We start from the raw sequence: 21,621 nt of genomic DNA on the forward strand, positions 1-21,621 counted from the left end.
ATCACCGATATATGATCCGCTGATCGTCAGCCCACAGAACAAGAGAAGCCGCGTTATGAATCTGAGTAAGGTCGACCTCAACCTTTTCATCGTCTTCGACGCGATCTACACCGAAGCCAACCTGACTCGCGCCGGGCAGATTGTCGGGATTACCCAGCCGGCGGTGTCCAACGCGCTGGCGCGGTTGCGCGAGACCTTCAACGATCCACTGTTCGTGCGCACCGCGCAGGGCATGGTGCCGACACCGATGGCGCAGAACATCATCGGTCCCGTGCGCAACGCGCTGTCGCTGCTGCGGGTGTCGGTCCAGGAGAGCCGGATTTTCAACCCGGCGCAGGCGGTGAAGACTTATCGCATCAGCATGACCGACCTCACTGAGGCGGTGATCCTGCCGCCGCTTTTCCAGCGTTTGCGGCGTCTGGCGCCGACGGTGATCATTGAAAGTTTCCTGTCAAAACGCCGCGAGACCACCAAGGAACTGGCTGCCGGACGCCTGGATTTTGCCGTCGATGCCCCGCTCAACACCGACCCGCAGGTGCGCCACGTCAAGCTGATGGAAGACCGTTACGTCTGTGCGATGCGCAAGGGGCATCCGCTGGCGGGCAAGGAAAAGCTCAGCCTCGACGACTACCTGTCGCTGACCCACATTCACATCTCCAGTCGCCGCAGCGGGCTGGGCTATGTGGATCTGGCGCTGGGCAAAATGGGCATTCAGCGCAAGATCGCCCTGCGCTCACAGCATTATCTGATGGCGTCGCAGGTCATGCAGCAGACCGACATGGTGATGACGGTACCCGAGCGCTTTGCCCGGCGTAACGACTTGCATGCGTTCAACCTGCCGGTCAACGACGTGCCGCCGCTGGAGACTCACCTGTACTGGCATGAAAGCACCGACCAGGACCCGGCCAATCGCTGGATGCGCGAGCAGATCATCGAGTTGTGCCAGCAGGTGGCAGCGCAGGAGAAGAAGCTGGAGAAGGTGTAAGTCTTTGCACCGAGTCGCTGGCATCGCGAGCAGGCTCACTCCTACATACGACCGCGTTTCAATTGTAGGAGTGAGCCTGCTCGCGATGAGGCCCACAAGAACACCGCAGATCATCCTGCTTGACGTAAACGTCAACTCGCCATTAGCTTAGCGCCAAGACCTTTTTCCGAGCGCTTTCATGAGCAGCCAGACCTACAGCATTTCCGACCTCGCCCGCGAGCTGGACATCACCACCCGGGCGATCCGCTTTTATGAAGAACAAGGCCTGCTCAGCCCTGAGCGCCGTGGCCAGGAACGCATCTACTCGCCGCGCGACAAGGTCAGCCTGAAGCTGATCCTGCGCGGCAAGCGCATCGGTTTCTCCCTGGCCGAATGCCGTGAGCTGATCGAGCTCTATGACCCGTCCAGCGGTAACACCAAACAGCTCAACAGCATGCTGGCAAAAATCGGCGAGCGCCGCGAACAGCTCGAGCAGCAGTTGCTCGACATCGAACAGATGAAGCTGGAACTCGATACCGCTGAAGAACGCTGCGTGCAGGCGTTGGAGCAGACGCTGAAGAGCCAGCAGATAGCGCAGTAATCAGCCACAACTCATTCCCTGTGGGAGCGGGCTTGCTCGCGAAGGCGGAGTGTCAGGCGACAAATTTTGTATCTGATACACCGCCTTCGCGAGCAAGCCCGCTCCCACAGGGACCTCATGTAATTCCGAAAATGAGCAGGTCAATCCCATGTCCCTCCCCTCCCAAGTACGCCTGATCGAAGTCGGCCCGCGCGATGGCCTGCAGAACGAAGCCCAACCGATCAGCGTGGCTGACAAGGTGCAACTGGTCGACGCCCTGAGCGCCGCCGGCCTTGGCTATATCGAAGTCGGCAGTTTCGTCTCGCCGAAATGGGTGCCGCAGATGGCCGGATCCGCCGAAGTGTTTGCGCAGATCCAGCGCAAACCCGGCGTGACCTACGGCGCACTGGCGCCGAACCTGCGCGGTTTTGAAGATGCGCTGGCTGCCGGCGTGAAAGAAGTCGCGGTGTTCGCTGCGGCGTCCGAGGCGTTCTCGCAGCGCAACATCAACTGCTCGATCAGCGAAAGTCTGGCGCGCTTCGCACCGATCATGGAGGCCGCGAAACAGCACGGCGTTACCGTGCGCGGTTACGTGTCCTGCGTGCTCGGTTGCCCTTATGAAGGCGAGGTCGCACCGGAACAAGTGGCGATGGTCGCCCGCGAGTTGTATGCGATGGGCTGCTACGAAGTGTCCCTCGGCGACACCATCGGCACCGGCACCGCCGGCGCGACCCGGCGGTTGTTCGAAGTGGTGTCGGCGCAAGTGCCACGGGAAAAACTCGCCGGGCACTTCCACGACACCTACGGCCAGGCGATGGCCAACATCTATGCCAGCCTGCTGGAAGGCATCGCGGTGTTCGACAGCTCTATCGCCGGCCTCGGCGGCTGCCCGTACGCCAAAGGCGCGAGCGGTAACGTCGCCACCGAAGACGTGGTGTACCTGCTCAACGGCCTGGGCATCGAGACCGGTATCGACCTGGACGCCTTGATTGCGGCGGGTCAGCAGATCAGCGCGGTGCTCGGTCGCCCGAGCGGTTCGCGTGTGGCCAAGGCCCGTAACGCCCAGTGAGGGCGAAGGTGTTACCGCTGCGTCGGAAACGTGGGCGTAGACGAGTAACACGGAAACAAATTGTCTGGTTTGCCCTGAAGGAAAAATCCTTCAAAAATATCAACTCATTGATTTACAAGGGATTTAAAAAGTTGGCACGGCTTCTGCTATCTCTATGGCATAACAAGAATAAAAAGCAGCAAACCAATAAAAATAAGACGTACCGACTCTGACATAACAAAAACAACACGGCAGAGACGCAGCTAACAGATTTTTTTGGAGAAGGTGTGCTTTTCAGGGTGCTCTCAGGAGTGACCCGCAACCGGGCAGAGAACAATAAAACTACCTTCAGGTAGCTCCCGAATCGGTTGGATCGTTTAACGAGAAAGCAGATCAGCGCTCAAAAAAATACGTTTGCTCTTGACCCCGGATGGGGGTCGCCAAAAACAGCGGTAAAGGGCCACGGTTGCCAAAAACAACAACAGACCGCCCCTCAATAATAAAAAAGAGCACGCGACGACAAAATTAAAGGGGAGCCTCGGCTCCCCTTTGTGCTTTCTGTGATTCCCGAATCCCCCGCCGCCCCTTGTAGGAGTGAGCCTGCTCGCGATAGCGGTGTGTCAGTCGATGCAAATATTGACTGAGACACCGCTATCGCGAGCAGGCTCACTCCTACATTTGATTGTTGTCAGGCCTGCTTTTCGCGGAGCTCCTCGATACTGATCTCACGCATCCGAAACTTCTGGATCTTGCCCGTCACCGTCATCGGAAACTCCTCCACAAACTTGAAGTAACGCGGCGTCTTGAAGTGCGCGATGCGCTCCTTGCACCACGCTTGCAGCTCTTGTTCGGAGGCACTGTGGCCGGGATGGAATTTGATCCAGGCGACAATCTCCTCGCCGTAACGCGAGCACGGAATGCCGATCACCTGTACGTCCGCCACCGCCGGGTGGGTGAAGAAAAACTCTTCCAGCTCACGCGGATAAACGTTCTCGCCACCACGGATGATCATGTCCTTGTTGCGCCCGGCGATGTTCACGTATCCCTCATCGTCCATGCTCGCCAGATCGCCGGTGTGCATCCAGCCCGCCTCGTCGATGGCTTCCGCCGTGGCTTGCGGGTTGCTCCAGTAACCGAGCATCACACTGTAACCGCGGGTGCAGAGTTCGCCGATGGTGCCGCGCGGCACCAGGTTGCCCGCCTCGTCGATGATTTTGCTTTCCAGTTGTGGCTGGGTGCGGCCGACGGTGGTGACGCGCAGTTCAAGTTCATCGTTGGGTCCGGTCTGCAGCGACACCGGACTGGTCTCGGTCATGCCGTAGGCTATTTGCACTTCGCTCATGTGCATCTCGCTGATGACCCGGCGCATGACTTCGATCGGGCATGTGGCGCCGGCCATGATCCCGGTGCGCAGGCTCGAAAGGTCGAACTCGGCGCGCTGCGGCTGATCGAGCATGGCGATGAACATGGTCGGCACGCCATAGAGGCCGGTGGCTTGTTCTTCGGCGACGGTTTGCAGGGTCAGTAACGGGTCGAACGCGTCGTTGGGATAAATCATGGTGCTGGCGTGGGTGATGCAGCCGAGGTTGCCCATGACCATGCCGAAGCAGTGATACAGCGGCACGGGGATCACCAGGCGGTCGCTCGGGGTCAGGCCGATGCTTTCGCCGACCATGTAACCGTTGTTGAGGATGTTGTAGTGACTGAGGGTCGCGCCCTTGGGGAAACCGGTGGTGCCGGAGGTGTACTGGATATTCACCGGTTGATCGAAGTGCAGGCTGTCGCTGCGTTCACGCAGTTGTTCGGGCGAAACACTGCTCGCCAGATCGGCCAGTTGCGACCACGGCAGGAAGCCCGACGGTGGCTGTGCGTCGAGGCTGATCACCCCGCGCAAATCCGCCAGACGTTCGCTGCACAAATGGCCGATGGATTGCTCTGCGAGCTCCGGTACCAGCCCTTGCAGCATGGCGTGGTAGTTGGAGGACTTGAAAGCGCCGGCGCACACCAGCCACTGGCAACCGGACTGCTTGAGCACGTATTCCAGTTCGGAGCTGCGGTAGGCCGGGTTGATGTTGACCAGGATCACGCCGATCTTCGCCGTGGCGATTTGCGTGATGCACCACTGCGCGCAGTTCGGCGCCCAGATGCCGAGCCGATCTCCCGTCTGCAAACCCAGCGCCAGCAAGGCTCTGGCGTGCAGGTCGACGCTATCGGCCAGTTGCTGCCAGGTGTAGCGCAACTGCTGATGCCTTACGACCAGCGCCTCGCCGTGCGGGTGTTGCGCAACCGTCTGATCAAACTTCTGCCCGATGGTCATCGCCAGCAAGGCTTTGTCCTGTGAGCCACGGGTATAGCTGCGCTGCGGGTTTGCACTGGGTTGATCCATGATGACCCCTATTGTCTTTATTAGTGGGTTTACCGGGATTTTGCTTCGGGTGGGAGCGGGCTTGCTCGCGAATGGGAGGATCAGTCGCCAGATGTATAGGCTGACACACTGCATTCGCGAGCAAGCCCGCTCCCACCAAAAGCACTCCGCTTTCAATCCTGAACTGCCCCTACTCTCGCTCAAGTTGACGTTAACGTAAAGGGTGATTGACAGTCATTCATCACAGGCTTACGTTAACGTAAAGGTGAGAGCCGCTCGACCGCCCTCCCCACCCTACAAAAAAGCCAAAAGGTGACCCATGAGCTACCCATCCCTGAACTTCGCCCTCGGTGAAACCATCGACATGCTGCGCGATCAGGTTCAGTCCTTCGTCGCCGATCAGATCGCCCCACGCGCCGCGCAGATCGACCGCGACAACCTGTTCCCGGCCGACATGTGGCGCAAATTCGGTGACATGGGCCTGCTCGGCATCACCGTGCCGGAAGAGTACGGCGGTGCGGGTCTGGGTTACCTGGCGCACGTGGTGGCGATGGAAGAAATCAGCCGCGGCTCGGCTTCCGTGGCGCTGTCCTACGGCGCGCACTCCAATCTCTGCGTCAACCAGATCAACCGCAACGGCAACCACGAACAGAAATCCAAATACCTGCCGAAGCTGATAAGCGGCGAACACGTTGGTGCACTCGCCATGAGCGAGCCGAACGCCGGTTCCGACGTGGTCTCGATGAAACTGCGCGCCGACAAACGCGGCGACCGCTTCGTGCTCAATGGCAGCAAGACCTGGATCACCAACGGCCCTGACGCCAACACTTACGTGATCTACGCCAAGACTGACCTGGAAAAAGGCCCGCACGGCATCACCGCGTTCATCGTCGAGCGCGACTGGAAAGGCTTCAGCCGCAGCAACAAGTTCGACAAGCTCGGCATGCGCGGTTCCAACACCTGCGAGCTGTTCTTCGATGACGTCGAAGTGCCAGAAGAAAATATCCTCGGCGTGCTCAATGGCGGCGTGAAAGTGCTGATGAGTGGCCTCGATTATGAACGCGTGGTGCTGTCCGGCGGCCCGACCGGGATCATGCAGTCGTGCATGGACCTGATCGTGCCGTACATCCACGATCGCAAGCAGTTCGGCCAGAGCATCGGCGAATTCCAGCTGATCCAGGGCAAAGTCGCCGACATGTACACCCAGCTCAACGCCAGCCGCGCCTACCTGTATGCGGTGGCCCAGGCCTGCGAGCGTGGTGAAACCACGCGCAAGGACGCCGCCGGGGTGATCCTCTACACCGCCGAGCGCGCCACGCAAATGGCCCTCGACGCGATCCAGATTCTTGGCGGCAACGGCTACATCAACGAATTCCCGGCCGGGCGCCTGCTGCGTGATGCCAAGCTTTACGAAATCGGCGCCGGCACCAGTGAGATCCGGCGCATGCTGATCGGCCGCGAACTGTTCAACGAAACCCGCTAAAACGGAGCTGCACATGGCTATCCTGCATACCCAGCTCAATCCCCGTTCAGCGGAGTTCGCCGCCAACAGCGCGGCGATGCTTGAACAGGTCGACGCGCTGCACACCCTGCTCGCCCGAGTGGCGCAGGGCGGCGGCGCGAAAGCCCAGGAACGTCACACCTCGCGGGGCAAGTTGCTCCCGCGCGAACGCATCAACCGCCTGCTCGATCCGGGCTCGCCGTTTCTCGAGATCAGCCAGCTCGCCGCGCACGCGGTGTACGGCGAAGACGTGCCAGCCGCCGGGGTGATTGCCGGGATCGGCCGGGTCGAAGGCGTCGAGTGCATGATCGTCGCCAACGACGCGACGGTGAAAGGTGGCTCGTACTACCCGCTGACCGTGAAAAAACACCTGCGTGCGCAGACCATCGCCCAGCAGAACCGCCTGCCGTGCATCTATCTGGTGGACTCGGGCGGCGCCAACCTACCGCGTCAGGACGAGGTGTTCCCGGATCGCGAGCACTTTGGCCGGATCTTCTTCAACCAGGCCAACATGAGCGCCATGGGCATTCCGCAGATCGCCGTGGTCATGGGCTCCTGCACCGCAGGCGGTGCCTATGTGCCGGCGATGGCGGACGAAGCAATCATGGTGCGCAATCAGGCGACGATCTTCCTTGCCGGCCCACCGCTGGTGAAAGCCGCGACCGGTGAAGTCGTCAGCGCTGAAGACCTCGGCGGTGCCGATGTGCACTGCAAGATTTCCGGTGTGGCCGACCATTACGCCGAGAGCGACGAACACGCCCTCGCCCTCGCCCGCCGCAGCGTCGCCAACCTCAACTGGCGCAAGCTCGGCGAAGTGCAGCAGCGCACGCCGATTGCGCCGCTGTACGCCAGCGACGAGTTATATGGCGTGGTTTCGGCCGACGCCAAACAGCCATTCGACGTGCGCGAAGTGATTGCGCGGCTGGTCGACGGTTCGGTGTTCGATGAGTTCAAGGCGCTGTTCGGCACCACGCTGGTCTGCGGTTTTGCGCACCTGCATGGCTACCCGATCGCGATCCTCGCCAACAACGGCATCCTCTTCGCCGAAGCCGCGCAAAAAGGCGCGCACTTCATCGAACTGGCCTGCCAGCGCGGCATTCCGCTGCTGTTCCTGCAGAACATCACCGGCTTCATGGTCGGCCAGAAATATGAGGCCGGCGGCATCGCCAAACACGGCGCCAAACTGGTGACCGCCGTGGCCTGCGCCAAAGTGCCGAAATTCACCGTGATCATCGGCGGCAGTTTCGGCGCCGGCAACTACGGCATGTGCGGGCGCGCTTACGATCCGCGCTTCCTGTGGATGTGGCCGAATGCGCGCATCGGCGTGATGGGTGCCGAGCAGGCTGCGGGTGTGCTGGTGCAGGTCAAGCGCGAGCAGGCCGAACGCAGCGGCCAAGCCTTCAGCGCCGAGCAGGAAGCCGAGATCAAACAACCGATCCTCGACCAGTACGAAGAGCAGGGTCATCCCTACTACTCCAGCGCACGCCTATGGGACGACGGCGTCATCGACCCGGCGCAGACCCGCGATGTGCTGGCCCTGGCCTTGTCCGCGTCGTTGAACGCGCCTATCGAACCGAGCCGCTTCGGCGTGTTCCGGATGTGATGCTTTTTTTGTGGGAGCGAGCCTGCTCGCGAGGACGGTCTGTCAGCTCCGGATACTTCGACTGATACACCGCTTTCGCGAGCAGGCTCGCTCCCACAAGAACCGTGGAGACGGAAGAATATGAGCGACTTCAACACCCTCGAACTGCAGAGCGACCCAAGGGGTTTCGCCACCCTGTGGCTCAATCGTGCGGAAAAGAACAACGCGTTCAACGCCGAAATGATCCGCGAACTGATTCTGGCATTGGACAAGGTTGCCAGCGACGCCAGCCTGCGTTTCCTGTTGGTGCGCGGGCGTGGCAAGCATTTCAGCGCCGGCGCCGATCTGGCGTGGATGCAGCAATCGGCCGAACTCGATTACCACACCAACCTGGACGATGCCCGCGAACTGGCGGAGCTGATGTACAACCTCGCCAAGCTGAAAATCCCGACCGTGGCCGTGGTGCAGGGCGCGGCGTTCGGCGGCGCGCTGGGGCTGATCAGTTGCTGCGACATGGCAATCGGCGCCGATGACGCGCAATTCTGTCTGTCGGAAGTGCGCATCGGCCTGGCGCCGGCGGTGATCAGTCCGTTCGTGGTGCAGGCCATCGGCGAACGTGCCGCGCGTCGTTATGCGCTGACTGCCGAGCGCTTCGGCGGGCAGCGTGCGCGAGAAATCGGTTTGTTGTCCGACAGCTACCCGGCCGCCGAGCTTGATCAAGCCGTCGAGCAATGGATCGACAACCTGCTGCTCAACAGTCCGGCCGCGATGCGCGCCAGCAAGGATCTGTTGCGCGAAGTCGGTAACGGCGCGCTGACCCCGGCGCTGCGCCGCTACACCGAAAACGCCATCGCGCGCATCCGCGTCAGCCCTGAAGGCCAGGAAGGCTTGCGCGCCTTTCTGCAAAAACGTGCGCCAAGCTGGCAAGCCGCAACCACCACTAAGGAGCCGCGTTGATGAGCGCACCTGTTCTCACCACCCTGCTGGTGGCCAACCGTGGCGAAATCGCTTGCCGGGTCATGCGTACCGCCAAGGCGCTTGGCCTGACCACCGTCGCCGTGCACAGCGCCACCGACCGCGAAGCGCGGCACAGCCGCGAAGCGGATATCCGCGTTGATCTGGGCGGCAGCAAAGCCGCTGACAGTTATCTGCAAATCGACAAGCTGATCGCGGCGGCCAAGGCCAGCGGCGCGCAGGCGATTCACCCGGGGTACGGTTTCCTGTCGGAGAATGCCGGCTTCGCCCGTGCAATTGAACAGGCCGGGCTGATTTTCCTCGGCCCGCCCGCTTCGGCCATCGACGCGATGGGTAGCAAATCCGCAGCCAAGGCGCTGATGGAAACCGCCGGTGTGCCGCTGGTGCCGGGCTATCACGGCGAGGCGCAGGATCTCGAAACCTTCCGCGATGCCTGCGCACGCATTGGCTATCCGGTGCTGCTCAAGGCCACGGCCGGTGGCGGCGGCAAAGGTATGAAAGTGGTTGAGGACGTCAGCCAACTGGCCGAAGCGCTGACCTCGGCGCAACGTGAAGCGCAGTCGTCGTTCGGCGATTCGCGGATGCTGGTGGAGAAGTACCTGCTCAAACCGCGTCACGTGGAAATCCAGGTATTCGCCGACCAGCACGGCAACTGCCTGTACCTCAACGAGCGTGATTGCTCGATCCAGCGCCGGCACCAGAAGGTCGTCGAAGAAGCCCCGGCCCCGGGCCTGACCCCGGAACTGCGCCGCGCCATGGGCGAAGCGGCCGTGCGTTCGGCGCAGGCGATCGGTTACGTCGGTGCCGGCACCGTCGAGTTTCTGCTCGATGCGCGTGGCGAATTCTTCTTCATGGAGATGAACACGCGCTTGCAGGTCGAGCACCCGGTCACCGAAGCGATCACCGGCCTCGATCTGGTGGCGTGGCAGATTCGTGTGGCGCGCGGTGAAGCGCTGCCGATCACACAGGATCAGGTGCCGCTCAATGGCCATGCGATTGAAGTGCGGCTGTATGCCGAAGATCCGTCGAATGATTTCCTGCCCGCCACCGGACGTCTGGAGCTTTACCGTGAATCGGCCGCCGGACCGGGGCGTCGGGTGGATAGCGGGGTTGCAGAAGACGATGAAATTTCGCCGTTCTATGACCCGATGCTCGGCAAGCTGATCGCTTGGGGCGAAGATCGCGAACAGGCGCGCCTACGGCTGTTGAGCATGCTTGATGAGTTCGCGATTGGCGGCTTGAAGACCAACATCAACTTCCTGCGGCGGATCATCGCGCATCCCGCGTTTGCCGCCGCGGAGCTGGATACCGGGTTTATTCCGCGTTATCAGGAAACGCTGCTGCCGGCTCCGGGTGAACTGAGTGATGGGTTCTGGCAGACCGCAGCACAGGCTTTCGCGCAGAGTCTGCCGGGCGCTGTTCGGGCGGATGACCAGGGTTCGCCGTGGGCGTTGAACAGCGGGTTGCGCGCAGGGTTGCCGGCGGAAGTCACCTTGCACTTGAGCTGCGAAGGTCAGGATCGGGCGTTGACCTTGGGCAGCACCGACAACGCCAAACTGTCGGATGAAGCATTGGTCGTCGAGCACGATGGCGTACGTCGCACCTTGCGCGCCATTCGTCAGGGCGATTCGCTGTACCTGCAATGGGAAGGCGAGTTGCGGCGTATTCAGATGTTCGACCCAATCAGCGCCGTCGACGCCAGCCACAGCCATCAGGGCGGTCTGACTGCGCCTATGAACGGCAGCATCGTGCGGGTGTTGGTGGAGGCCGGGCAATCGGTCGAGGCCGGTGCGCAACTGGTGGTGCTGGAGGCGATGAAGATGGAGCACAGCATTCGCGCGCCCCATGCGGGAGTGATCAAAGCGCTGTATTGCCAGGAAGGTGAAATGGTCGGCGAAGGCAGCGCTTTGGTTGAATTGGAAGCCGTGTAAATGGGAGATCGATCCTGCGCCGAGCGAGGATCGATCTGACTAGAAACGCGCCGTGGCCTGAACCACCACGCCGATGATTCGACACTCATCGGTGAACAGGGCTTTGGGCCAGGTCGGATTGAGCGGTACCAGATAACGCTGGCCGCCCTCTTCGTCGAGCTTGCGAAAGATCGCTTCATCGCAGCCCTGCCACTGGGCGATCACCAGTTTGCCGGGCAGCGCTTCCACCTCCGGATCCACCAGGATCAGCATGCCTTCGGCGATGCTCTGACCTGAAGGTGCGGTCATCGAGTTTCCCGTCACGGTCAGCCAGAACGCTGCGCCACGGGCGTGATAGTCCGTCAGTTCGAAGCGCTGCTTGTCATGCGTCGGGGCGTAAGCGGCGGTTGCACTCTCGCGCGATTCGCACGGCGTGTGCCAATCGCTGACCGGATAGCGGAAATACGGGTTGTACTTCTGCGCCAGCGGCATCTCGTCATCGTCGGTCTCCTGCGGTTCGCGAATCACCAGCACCACTTCCAGGAAGTCCATTCCCAGCGCCTGCAATACGCGGTTCATTTCCGTAATACCCGGCTCGCGACGTTTGTTCAGCCAATGGCCGATCCCGCCCTGGGACATGCCGACGCGCTCTCCGAGCTCTGTTTGAGTGATTTTGAGTTCACTCATCTTGGCCTTGACCAACTCAATCCATTTATCCATGTGCGGCACCTTACTTGCCCCGCCTTCGGCCGGCAAAACACATATTGTAGTATTTAAATTCTGGTCACAACTACGCATCGTACTATTCTGGAAGCACGGACTTTCAATCGAACAAGGAGTGACCCATCACCATGAATATCAGCAGCAAAGACTTGCCCGATCTGCAAATGGACACCACGTTCACCTCCCCTCAAGGCAACGCGGCAGCGCAGCGAGCACTGGACTATTACTTGAAACCAGCTGTTTCAGAACCCGAGGTCGACGAGCGATTTTTCAATGTAAAACGCCATCTCAGCGGCGAAGAGGCCCTCGTGCACGCGTCGGATCTGTTGCGCTGCGCAGCCGCCACCGCCTTCAAGGCAGCCGAAAACCTGCAGGGCGCGAGCCGCGACCTGGCATTTTCGGTGGTGCATATGGTGGATATGGCGCGAGCGATGGTCGACCATTCAATTGATGGCGAACAGCTCTGACGGACACGGGAAGCGGACGGACAGAAAAGAATTTTCCGATCGCGCAGATAAAAATATTTGACTTGCAAATGATAATGATTATTATTGCAAGCAGCTGGTCGCGAGATCAGTCGATGGACCAGAGACCTCAGGTCGGTCTTCTGGACTATCTCCTCATCAGGCTAATCACGGTTTTTGACCCGGCTTTTTGCCGGGTCTTTTTTTGCCCGTTTTTCGGGCTTATGGCTTCAGGCTAATGAAGTCTTTGGGTGCTGCAAATTCGATGGCGCGGATAATATCAAAAGAATATCGCTTGGCAAGCAAAGCCCGGCCCGATTGGGGCAAACTAATGACAATTAGCACTTGAGAATCAATCGCACAGTCTCTAAGCTGCTTGCGCGTCACGGAAGACGCCCCCCACCGCAACCCGCAATTTCCCTCGGTTTCACCCCAGTCTTGCGTGTAAAGTAGCCGCCATAAAAATCATATTCAGGAACCGATTATGACCGTGGCCAAATCTTCGTTCGACATCAGCGCCAACTTCGACAGCGGCAACATTCAAGTCATCGACATCTCCAATCCGCTCAACCCGGTTCTGGCCATTCGCCCGGATACCCGCAGCGCTCACTTCCAGTGGTTCCACTTCAAGGCCAGCGGCCTGCATGTTCATCAGGAACATTGGTTTCGCCTGGTCAACGCCAGCCAATCCTCCTACAACAAAGCCTGGACCGGCTATCAGGCCGTCGCTTCCTACGACCATGTGAATTGGTTTCGTATTCCTACCAGTTTCGAAGGCGACAGCCTGCGCTTTTGCCTCGAAGCCGAGCAGACCCACGCCTGGTTCGCCTACTTCGAACCCTACAGCCGAGGTCGTCACGACTGGCTGATCGAGCAAGCGCTGACCAAGGCCGGCACCGAACTGCTGGCCACCGGCAAAAGCGTCGAGGGTCGTGACATTCAGCTGCTGCGCAAGGGCAGCGGCGCCGAAGGCCAGCGCAAAATCTGGATCATCGCGCAACAGCACCCAGGCGAACACATGGCCGAATGGTTCATGGAAGGCGTGATCGAACGCCTGGAGCGCCACGACGACCCGGTGCTGAACAAGCTGCTCGCCAGCGCCGATCTGTATCTGGTGCCGAACATGAACCCGGACGGCGCCTTCCACGGGCATTTACGTACCAACGCCATGGGCCAGGACCTGAACCGCGCCTGGCAGAGCGCCAGTCAGGACATCAGCCCAGAGGTACTTTTCGTACAACAGCAGATGGAAAAGTACGGCGTCGATCTGTTCCTCGACGTACACGGTGATGAGGAAATCCCCCACGTGTTCACCGCCGGTTGCGAAGGCAACCCGGGTTACACGCCGCGCATCGAGAAGCTCGAAGAGCATTTCCGCACGCACCTCAAGCACACCACGAAAGACTTCCAGACCAAATATGGCTACACCCGCGACGAACCGGGTCAGGCCAACATGACCCTGGCCTGCAACGCGGTCGGCCAGAAATACGACTGCCTGTCGCTGACCCTGGAAATGCCGTTCAAGGATCACGATGACCATCCGAACAAAGAAACGGGCTGGTCGGGCAAGCGCTCGAAACAGTTGGGCAAGGACGTGCTGACCACCATCGCAGACATGATCGACACTCTGCGCTGATCCTTCCCCCGCTCTACCCAAAGATCGCAGCTATGCCTGCGATCTTTTTTTTGCGCAATCAAACGCCATGACCAACAAGGTTGCAAATTAAAACCAGAATGCTTACCGTGATTCTGGTTTTAATTTGAAACCCAAAAAGGAATCAGGGCATGCAACCTCAACCTCTCAAAAGCAGTGTGGTGCTGCTGTTTGCCGTCGCCTGCGGACTGGCGGTGGGCAACGTGTATTACGCGCAGCCGCTGCTGGACGCCATGGCCGAAGCCTTCGCCATGTCACCAGCCACCATCGGCATCGTCATCACTCTGACGCAGATCGGCTATGGCATCGGTCTGGTGTTGCTGGTGCCACTCGGCGACCTGCTCAACCGACGGCGGCTGATCGTCACCCAGACCCTGCTCTCGGCCGCCGCGCTGTTGATGATCGCGCTGGCGCCCAGCAGCGCGTGGTTGCTGCTCGGCATGACCCTGACCGGTTTGCTTGCGGTGGTGACGCAAGTGCTGGTGGCCTACGCCGCGACCCTGGCGATCCCGGCGCAACGCGGCCGGGTGGTCGGCGTCGTCACCAGCGGCATCGTCGTCGGCATTCTGCTCGCGCGCACCATTGCCGGGGTCATGGCTGATCTGGCCGGTTGGCGCGCGATCTATCTGCTGTCTGCGGGTCTGACGCTGCTCATGGCACTGCTGCTGTTGCGCGTCTTGCCCAAGAATGAAGCCGCGCAGCCCGCAAGCCGTTACGGCGCGCTGATCGCATCGGTGTTCAGCCTGTTCGGGCAAGAGCCGGTGCTGCGGCAACGGGCGATTCTCGCGCTGCTGACCTTCGCCAGCGCCATGGTGCTGTGGACGCCGATGGTACTGCCGCTGGCTGCCCCGCCACTGTCGCTGTCGCACAGTGAAATCGGCCTGTTCGGGTTGGCAGGTGCCGCCGGTGCACTTGCCGCCGCGCGCGCCGGGCATCTGGCTGATCGCGGCCTGGGCCAATGGGTCAGTGGCCTGTCGCTGCTGCTGATGCTCGCCTCGTGGCTGCCGATCGCCCTCACCCAGTCCTCGCTGTGGGCACTGTTGCTGGGGGTGATCACCCTCGATCTGGGCTTGCAGGCCGTGCACGTCACCAGCCAGAGCATGATCTACAGCGTGCGCCCTGAAGCGCAAAGCCGCCTCACCGCCGGCTACATGCTGTTCTATTCGATCGGCAGTGCATTGGGTTCGATTACCTCGACGGCGATGTACGCCTGGGCCGGCTGGACCGGCGTGTGTCTGCTTGGCGCCGTTATCAACGCAGTGGCGCTGGGTTATTGGTGGCTGACCCTGAGAAGTGGCGCACCGCAGCGGTGCGCCACCCAGACGGGTTAATCGCGATCGCGACCGCGCAACATGCTGTCGAGCACCTCGTCGCGGCGCACCCAACCATGGAACAGCGCCGCTGCCAGGTGCAACAGCACGGTCAGGAACAACAGGTACGCCAGATAGCCATGCGCCTTGCGCAGCAGGGCAAATACTTGCGCATCGGCCGGCAGGATCGACGGCAACTGCAAGGTATTGCTGAGCATCACCGGCTCCCCCGAGGCACTGATCATCGCCCAACCGAGCAGCGGCAGCACCAGCATCAACGCGTACAACAACACATGCGAAGCCTTGGCCGCCATCACCTGCCAGCCCGGCAGATCCGCCGGCAGCGGCGGCTGTCGAGTGGAAAACCGCACCAACAGACGCACGACCACCAGCAGCAGAATCGCGATCCCCAGCGGTTTGTGCAGATGAATCAGCCATTCATGCCGCTGTGAAACCGAAGTGACCATGCCGGCGCCAATGAACAACATGGCGATGATCATCAGCGCCATCAGCCAGTGCAGCAGCCGCGCCAGCAGCGCGAAATGAGTCGGTTGCGTGCTCATGGGCGAGCCTCCTGTCTGGCGGCGGGCAATTGGCTGACTTCACTGGTGCGCCGTAGATAAGAATCGGCGTAACCGGCGGAACGCGCCGCGAGCAGCGGGTCGTCGGAGCCTTCGATCCCGGCTGGCAGCACCAGCGGATCGTAGTTGATGTCGCGGCATTCGCCGCTGAGCTGCGGCTGAGTCTTCTCCAGCACCAGCGTGCCAGCGTTGATCACCTTGCGACCCTCGGGCCAGGTTTTGCTGGCATCGTTCACCGGATCACCGGGGTTGGCCAGGGTGATATTCAACTGCCAGCGCAACGGTCCCTCGGCCAGGCGCTGCACCAGATCCTTTTCGAGAAAATCCGCGCCCTCCGGCGCCGAGGCTCCGGCGGCATCGCGCGCCAGTGGCGTGACACTCCAGCGCACCGCCTGCTTCTGCCCACTGGCGTTGACCAGATAGAACGCATTCACACTGTTGTAGGTTTCAGTGGCATAGCTGGCCGACGGTTTGGCGGTCTTCACCCACGTCAGAAACGGCACGGCTTCCGGGTGGGCGGCGAAGAATGCCGGCACTTTCGACGGATCCGGTTTACCCGTGGCCGGATCCGGCGATTGTGCCTGCTGCAACTGATAGAACGCCTCGGGAGTGCCGACCGGGAACACCGGCATGCTGTTCATCCCGGTGCGCCATTGCTGACCGTTGGCCTGGGTGAAACGCAGCGCCAGACTGCGAATCGGCACGCTGCTGTCCGGGGCGTAGGGATTGCCCGCCGGCAATGCGAAACGCCCGACCACCGGCGTCTGCGCCTCGTTGAACACCTGCGCGGAAGAAAACGCCCGCGCCTCGCCGCTGCTCTCGAAATGTCCGATCACGCACACGCCCTTGGCGTGATTGCGGCGAAATCCGGGGTGCACACCGTTGTTTTTCTCCAGCACATCGACCAGCGCCTTGGGCGTCAGACGTTGTGGGTCAAGATTGCCGTGCACGTAGGCAAACGCCCCGGCAACAGCGGCGACGACCACGGCAATCGCCGTCAGGCGCAACACTGTGCTCGCGGCACTCAAGGGCGGGCGCGACGGCCTGCCCGGCGGTGAAGTGCGATCAACCATGAATAACTCCAGGGCCATCGGCCACAAGTAGGAAGAATCAGCAAGACGCACCCCATCAGGATTTATTCCATAGCCCGGTATTTATTTTTCCGAACGTGGAATAACCTCGAACGGCAGACGTCTCCCTAGTCCACAGCGTAGTGACTAGCAGAAATTCATGAGCGAATTCGACGAACAGTTGAGAGAAATCATTCCCAGATTGCGCCGCTTTGCCGTGTCGTTGACCCGCAACAGTAGCAGCGCCGACGATCTGGTGCAGGCCAGCCTTGAGCGGGCCCTGTCCGGCTGGAGCGCGAAACGCGCCGAGGGTGATGTGCGCGCGTGGCTGTTCGCGATCCTCTATCGGCAGTTTCTCGACGCCCACCGACGCTCGCGTCGTTATGCGCGGATGCTCGAATTCTTCACCGGGCGCGATGACGCCGAACCCTCGACCGAGCGTACCGTGATCGCCCAATCGACCCTGCAAGCCTTCGATCGCCTGCCCACCGAACAACGCGCGCTGTTGCTGATGGTCTCGGTCGAAGGCCTGAGCTATAAGGAAGTCGCCGAAATCCTCGACATCCCCACAGGCACCGTGATGTCGCGCCTGTCCCGCGCCCGCCAGGCCTTGCGCCAACTCAGCGATGGCGAAATCAGCAGCCCTTCCTTGCGGATACTCAAATGATCAGCATGCCTCCCAGTGAGCGTGACCTGCACGCATACGTCGACCATCAACTCAACGAGGCCGACCGGCGTCTGGTCGACACCTGGCTGACCACTCACCCGGAAGCCGCCGCGCAGGTGCGCGCCTGGCAGCACGACGCCCAGTTGTTGCGCGCAGCCCTGGGCGGTGCCTTGCAGCAACCGGCCAATCCGGAACTCGATCCCACGCTGATTCGCCAGCGCCTCAAGCGTCAGTCGCGTCGTCACCTGGCCAGCGCGGCGGTGTTGCTGATCGCGGTCGGCATCGGCGGTTTCAGTGGCTGGCAGGCGCGGGAAATGACCCTCGTGCGCTCTTCCACGCTTCCCATGACCGATGCCTTGCAAGCCTATCGATTGATTGCCCAGCAGGGAATTTTGCCGGCGGACTACAAGGTCGACACTGACGGCGACATGCAGCGTTGGCTCGACCGTTATTTCACCCAGGCCAGCCGCTTGCCGGATCTGAAATCCGCCGGTTTCGAACCGGTCAGTGGCCGCCTGCTCAGCACCGACGAAGGCCCGGCGGCGATGGTGGTGTATGAGGACCGCAGCGGCCACAAGGTCAGTTTCTATGTGCGACCACCGGGGCCGAAGAACACCTTCCTGCCTCGCGGTAGCCGCAGCGACGGCGATCTGCAGGCCGATTACTGGTCCGGTGGCGGGTACAACTATGCGATGGTCAGCCCGACGGACTCGCCGGCGGCGCAGCAATTGAGGCAGTCACTGCCATTGTGAAAACTGCGCAAATCCCCCCTGTAGGAGCGGGCTTGCTCGCGAAAGCGGTAGATCAGTCACCATCATTGCTGAATGACACACCGTATTCGCGAGCAAGCCCGCTCCCACAGGGGTCATCGTATGAGTCAGAACCCTACATCGAGCACCACATTGTCCAGGTACGTCCCCGCCGGCGGTGTGGTCTGATCGGTGTAGATCTTCGCGTTGTAGTTGAAGATCTGACTTCCGGTGCCCAGCCCATTCCCCGGATTCACCTCGGCATCGGTGCTCGACCGGCGCGCACTGCCGACACTGCCCCAACGAGTAGTCCCGGCGCTTTTGAAGATGTCGTAGGCCAGATAATTACTTCCGGAAATCATCCGCCGCCGACCGCCGACACTGACCGGGTTCTGCCCATCGCTCAAACCGACGGTGTAGGCACTGCCCTTGGTGCAGGCCAGATTGATGGTCTGCCCGGTCACCGGGGTAAAGGCGCTGATCACCGGTGCACTGCCAAAGGCAATGTTCGGCGCAGTAATCGTGCAGTCGTTGGACACGGTCAGGTTCACGGTCAACGTCGCGGTACCGCTATTGATGTCGCGCCCCAGACAAACACTGCCGATACCGATCCCGGAGCAGTAATTCCAGTTCCAGAAAATACTCAGGGTTTCCGTATAAACCCCGGCGGCGACGTTGCTGCCAATGGTCGTGCCCAGATACAGCGGCACGGTTTTCGGGGTGGTGCCGTTGAGCAATCCCAAGGCATCGATAATGCCGTTACGGGCGAAGTCGAAGGCGCTGCCACGGGTGACCGGGTAGCTGGTGCTGTTGTTGGCGTAGATCGTGTAGCCGATGACGTCGCCGCTCGGCCCGAGCAAACCACTCTGGGTCGAGGTGATGGTGGCGTAGAAATGGTCGTTGCTGGTCAGCAATGACAACAGCGAACCGGTACAACTCAACCCGGCATTGAGCGTGGAACTGGGCTGCGTCGTGGTGCGCACGGCAATCGAACTGATCGAACCGAACGCCGCCGGCGTGGTGCTGACCACCGAACACAAGGCCTGCGCCATCCCCGGCAGCAGCAACGCCAGACACAGGCAAATCCGCGCCGCATTCATTGGCACACCAACGGGCCGATCAGCGGCACCTGGCTTTGCTGCATGTCCACGGCGAATTGCGCCTTGCAGGTCTTGCCGTCGGCCAGCGTCACCTGCAACGAGTTCTGCGCCTGGAGGTTTTCCAGATAGACCAAGCCGTCCCAACCGACCACCGTGCGCGCGCCACTCTGCTCGTGCAGCACGCCCGCGCCCAATGGCAATTCACGCTGCTGCGCATCCACCAGCACAATACTCGCAGCGATCACCCGGGTCAGTGGAAACTCCAGCAAATAACCGCTGCCACGGCGTACGGCGATGCGCTGTTCGACGTTGGGGCTGCGCACGTTGGCCGGCAGATTCAGCGGATCGATTTCGTATTTGCCGCGGTAGTACGCGCTGCTCCACGGCACCAGCAAGTGGCCGTTTTTATCGGTCTGACCGACCTGCTGGTTTTCGTAGCGCACTGGAATATCGGCAAAACCCTCGGTGCTGACCACCACAAAAGCATCGTCGATGCGATTGGCGGCGAACACCTGGCGGTCCATCCACACCAGCGAACCACTGGCATCGGCCCAACGGGTTTCAGCCTCCGAAGTGCCATAAACACCGGCCTGCAATTGCACCGATTGCAGACGCCAGGTGACATCGGCCTGGCGATAATCGGGGCCATCACCCTTGGCGTAACCCAGATTGAAACCGACCCCACCCTCGGTCGGCACCGAGCGGCTGTAATTGACCCGCTGCTGACTCTGCCCGGTCTTGCTGCGCTCGCTGCTGATCGCCAGACTGCCGCGCAGATCGAACGGAATCACCAGTTGCGCCTGCACCGCCCAGTTGCTGTCGCCGATCTCGCGATTGGCCGACAGATAAAAACTGCTGTTGCGCCACAGTGGTTTGCTCCAGCTCAGGTTGAGCAACCGCGTGCGCGAATCGTCCGCCGCGCGCACGTCGAAATAGCCAGCACCGAGGCTGCCCCAGCGTTCGAGGTTGACGCTCAGGGTCGCCTGCTCGCTGCGCCGGCTGAGGCTGATGTAAGGGCTGTCGATCACGCTGAGGTCGGCGTACTGATCACGGCGTTGCAGGCGCTGCCAGGAAAAACTGTAGCGCTGGCTGCTGTACTGATAACCGAGACTCAACTGCTCGCCGCCGTCGCCGTCGAATCGGCTCTGACTGATGGCGCTGTTGAGTACGCCGAAATTGCCCAGACGCCAATTGCCGCCGATCCCGCCGAGGGTCAGCGAGTCAGCCGCTTCGGCGTGGCTTTCCAGGGTGAAGCTGTCGCTGACACCGTAGCGCAGGCTGCCGGAGGTCACGCCGGGGCCATAGCTGAAGTCCTTCAAACCGTAATCGCGGCGCAACGTACCGGCCGCCACCGAAAAATCACTCAGGCCTTTTTGCAGCAGACTGCTGGTGACATAGAACGGCACCGTGGTCGACACCTGCCGCCCCAGCGCATCAGTGGTCACCACCACTGCCTCCCCGGCGCCGTTGATGAACGGAATGTTGGTCAGGGTATACGGCCCCGGTTGCAGGTCGGTGCTGCTCGACTTGTAGCCGTTGATAAACAGATCAACCGAGGACGGTACCGCGGCCTCACCGGCGAACTGCGGCAGCGGATAGGTGACCAGATCCGGACGCACGGCAAAGTCCCGCGAGAACTGCACACCGCCCAGACGCACCGAGTTGCTCCAGGGCAAGGCGCCACTGATCACGTCCCCGCCCTCGTAGGTGAGCATTCGCTCGTCGTCGGAGTAACGCCAGGTGGTGTCGTAGCGCAGGTAGCCGTTGTCCAGTGTGCTGACCGAATCGCCGGACAAGGTGCGCCGGTACTGCCCGGTGTTGGACAACGTGCCCCAGCTATCGAACAGCCGCACCTCGTTCCACGCCGCCAGATAAGTGCCGGCATCGTCGGTGTCGTTGAGGTACAGGTCATAGTTGAACAACGCGCCGAAACTGCTCAGCGCTGGGGTGCGCGGATAGTTCTCGCGATTACCGATGAACTGATCCGGCAGCCACTGCGGTGGCACCACCAGCAGCAGGCGCTGGCCGACACTGTCGTATTCGCTGTGCAGTCCAGGCAGGCCGTCGAGATCAACTTCAGCACCAGGATTGCCCGGCAGTTTCATCCCGGTTTCAGCCAATACGCTGGCCGGCAAAAACAGATGCCCGTCACGTTGCTGCACCGCCACCACCCGCCCGGTGTTCATCTGATTGACCACCAACTCCAGAAACAACTGTGCATCACTCACGGCCTCCATGCCGCTGGGCGGTGGCGGCAGTTCGCCGGCCTCGGATGGTTGCACGAACATCAGGCACCACGCGCCGGTCATGAGCCACAACGGACGCTGAATACGACGAGCCCATCCCGGGCTCATACACGCTTTACGTCCGTCAATGGA

At 61.1% G+C, this 21,621-nt stretch carries 18 protein-coding genes; 12 read left to right on the forward strand and 6 right to left on the reverse strand.

The genetic code is table 11. The features are described 5' to 3' along the window. Window positions 1-55 precede the first annotated feature (55 nt). The 3 genes from V3W27_RS14510 (at window position 56) to V3W27_RS14520 (ending at window position 2,613) form a co-directional block, all read left to right on the forward strand. Entirely contained in the window at window positions 56-985 is a 930-nt protein-coding gene (locus tag V3W27_RS14510) for a LysR family transcriptional regulator (protein ID WP_097088160.1), read from the forward strand. A 178-nt stretch (window positions 986-1,163) separates the two neighbouring features. Beyond that, window positions 1,164-1,565: a MerR family transcriptional regulator gene (locus V3W27_RS14515; protein ID WP_027614625.1), complete on the forward strand. Its 402-nt coding sequence runs from the start codon at window positions 1,164-1,166 to the stop codon at window positions 1,563-1,565. Between the two features lie 148 nt (window positions 1,566-1,713). Further along, on the forward strand, window positions 1,714-2,613 hold the full coding sequence (locus V3W27_RS14520; RefSeq protein WP_027614624.1) for a hydroxymethylglutaryl-CoA lyase: 900 nt from the start codon (window positions 1,714-1,716) through the stop codon (window positions 2,611-2,613). Between the two features lie 667 nt (window positions 2,614-3,280). On the opposite strand, the gene V3W27_RS14525 is transcribed toward V3W27_RS14520, so the two are convergent. After that, a complete protein-coding gene (locus tag V3W27_RS14525; protein WP_330206893.1) occupies window positions 3,281-4,978 on the reverse strand; it encodes an AMP-binding protein in 1,698 nt (565 codons plus the stop codon). A 298-nt stretch (window positions 4,979-5,276) separates the two neighbouring features. Here V3W27_RS14525 and V3W27_RS14530 point away from each other — a divergent pair, with 298 nt between their 5' ends. The 4 genes from V3W27_RS14530 (at window position 5,277) to V3W27_RS14545 (ending at window position 10,946) form a co-directional block, all read left to right on the forward strand. Continuing rightward, the gene (locus V3W27_RS14530) at window positions 5,277-6,440 is read left to right on the forward strand and encodes an isovaleryl-CoA dehydrogenase (RefSeq protein ID WP_007961115.1); all 1,164 of its coding nucleotides are present in this window, start codon (window positions 5,277-5,279) and stop codon (window positions 6,438-6,440) included. A gap of 13 nt (window positions 6,441-6,453) precedes the next feature. After that, window positions 6,454-8,061 (forward strand): carboxyl transferase domain-containing protein, encoded by a 1,608-nt coding sequence (locus V3W27_RS14535; RefSeq protein ID WP_330206894.1) that lies wholly within the window; start codon window positions 6,454-6,456, stop codon window positions 8,059-8,061. 120 nt (window positions 8,062-8,181) lie between these two features. Further along, on the forward strand, window positions 8,182-8,997 hold the full coding sequence (locus tag V3W27_RS14540) for a gamma-carboxygeranoyl-CoA hydratase (protein ID WP_330206895.1): 816 nt from the start codon (window positions 8,182-8,184) through the stop codon (window positions 8,995-8,997). Beyond that, window positions 8,997-10,946, forward strand: coding sequence for an acetyl/propionyl/methylcrotonyl-CoA carboxylase subunit alpha (locus V3W27_RS14545; protein WP_330206896.1), 1,950 nt, complete (start codon window positions 8,997-8,999; stop codon window positions 10,944-10,946). Before V3W27_RS14540 ends, V3W27_RS14545 begins: the two co-directional genes overlap by 1 nt. A gap of 39 nt (window positions 10,947-10,985) precedes the next feature. Here V3W27_RS14545 and V3W27_RS14550 read toward each other — a convergent pair whose 3' ends face one another. Next, window positions 10,986-11,645 carry a LexA family protein gene (locus V3W27_RS14550; RefSeq protein ID WP_096795671.1) on the reverse strand — a complete coding sequence of 220 codons (660 nt, stop codon included), beginning with the start codon at window positions 11,643-11,645 and terminating at the stop codon, window positions 10,986-10,988. 131 nt (window positions 11,646-11,776) lie between these two features. On the opposite strand from V3W27_RS14550, the gene V3W27_RS14555 reads away from it, so the two are divergent. The 3 genes from V3W27_RS14555 (at window position 11,777) to V3W27_RS14565 (ending at window position 15,097) form a co-directional block, all read left to right on the forward strand. Continuing rightward, window positions 11,777-12,115 (forward strand): DUF6124 family protein, encoded by a 339-nt coding sequence (locus tag V3W27_RS14555; protein WP_097088169.1) that lies wholly within the window; start codon window positions 11,777-11,779, stop codon window positions 12,113-12,115. A 481-nt stretch (window positions 12,116-12,596) separates the two neighbouring features. Then, complete coding sequence (locus V3W27_RS14560; protein WP_330206897.1) at window positions 12,597-13,748, forward strand: M14 family metallopeptidase; 1,152 nt, start codon at window positions 12,597-12,599, stop codon at window positions 13,746-13,748. A gap of 149 nt (window positions 13,749-13,897) precedes the next feature. Next, the gene (locus V3W27_RS14565; protein WP_330206898.1) at window positions 13,898-15,097 is read left to right on the forward strand and encodes an MFS transporter; all 1,200 of its coding nucleotides are present in this window, start codon (window positions 13,898-13,900) and stop codon (window positions 15,095-15,097) included. Here the strand turns inward: V3W27_RS14565 and V3W27_RS14570 are convergent. Further along, entirely contained in the window at window positions 15,094-15,639 is a 546-nt protein-coding gene (locus V3W27_RS14570; RefSeq protein ID WP_027614614.1) for a cytochrome b, read from the reverse strand. The two genes, V3W27_RS14565 and V3W27_RS14570, sit on opposite strands and share 4 nt — an antisense overlap. Then, window positions 15,636-16,730 carry a catalase family peroxidase gene (locus tag V3W27_RS14575; protein ID WP_096795675.1) on the reverse strand — a complete coding sequence of 365 codons (1,095 nt, stop codon included), beginning with the start codon at window positions 16,728-16,730 and terminating at the stop codon, window positions 15,636-15,638. The genes V3W27_RS14570 and V3W27_RS14575 overlap by 4 nt, the downstream gene beginning before the upstream one ends. Window positions 16,731-16,887: 157 nt before the next feature. Here V3W27_RS14575 and V3W27_RS14580 point away from each other — a divergent pair, with 157 nt between their 5' ends. Further along, window positions 16,888-17,394, forward strand: a complete 507-nt coding sequence (locus tag V3W27_RS14580; protein WP_330206899.1) for an RNA polymerase sigma factor — start codon at window positions 16,888-16,890, stop codon at window positions 17,392-17,394. Continuing rightward, window positions 17,391-18,146 (forward strand): anti-sigma factor family protein, encoded by a 756-nt coding sequence (locus tag V3W27_RS14585; RefSeq protein ID WP_330206900.1) that lies wholly within the window; start codon window positions 17,391-17,393, stop codon window positions 18,144-18,146. The genes V3W27_RS14580 and V3W27_RS14585 overlap by 4 nt, the downstream gene beginning before the upstream one ends. 125 nt (window positions 18,147-18,271) lie before the next feature. Here the strand turns inward: V3W27_RS14585 and V3W27_RS14595 are convergent, their stop codons facing one another. Both V3W27_RS14595 and V3W27_RS14600 read right to left on the reverse strand, forming a co-directional pair. Beyond that, complete coding sequence (locus V3W27_RS14595; RefSeq protein WP_285373694.1) at window positions 18,272-19,243, reverse strand: Csu type fimbrial protein; 972 nt, start codon at window positions 19,241-19,243, stop codon at window positions 18,272-18,274. Next, complete coding sequence (locus V3W27_RS14600; RefSeq protein WP_330206901.1) at window positions 19,240-21,597, reverse strand: fimbria/pilus outer membrane usher protein; 2,358 nt, start codon at window positions 21,595-21,597, stop codon at window positions 19,240-19,242. The genes V3W27_RS14595 and V3W27_RS14600 overlap by 4 nt, the downstream gene beginning before the upstream one ends. Window positions 21,598-21,621 lie beyond the last annotated feature (24 nt).

The organism is Pseudomonas sp. AM14(2022) (assembly GCF_036346455.1).
GTDB lineage: Bacteria > Pseudomonadota > Gammaproteobacteria > Pseudomonadales > Pseudomonadaceae > Aquipseudomonas > Aquipseudomonas putida_A.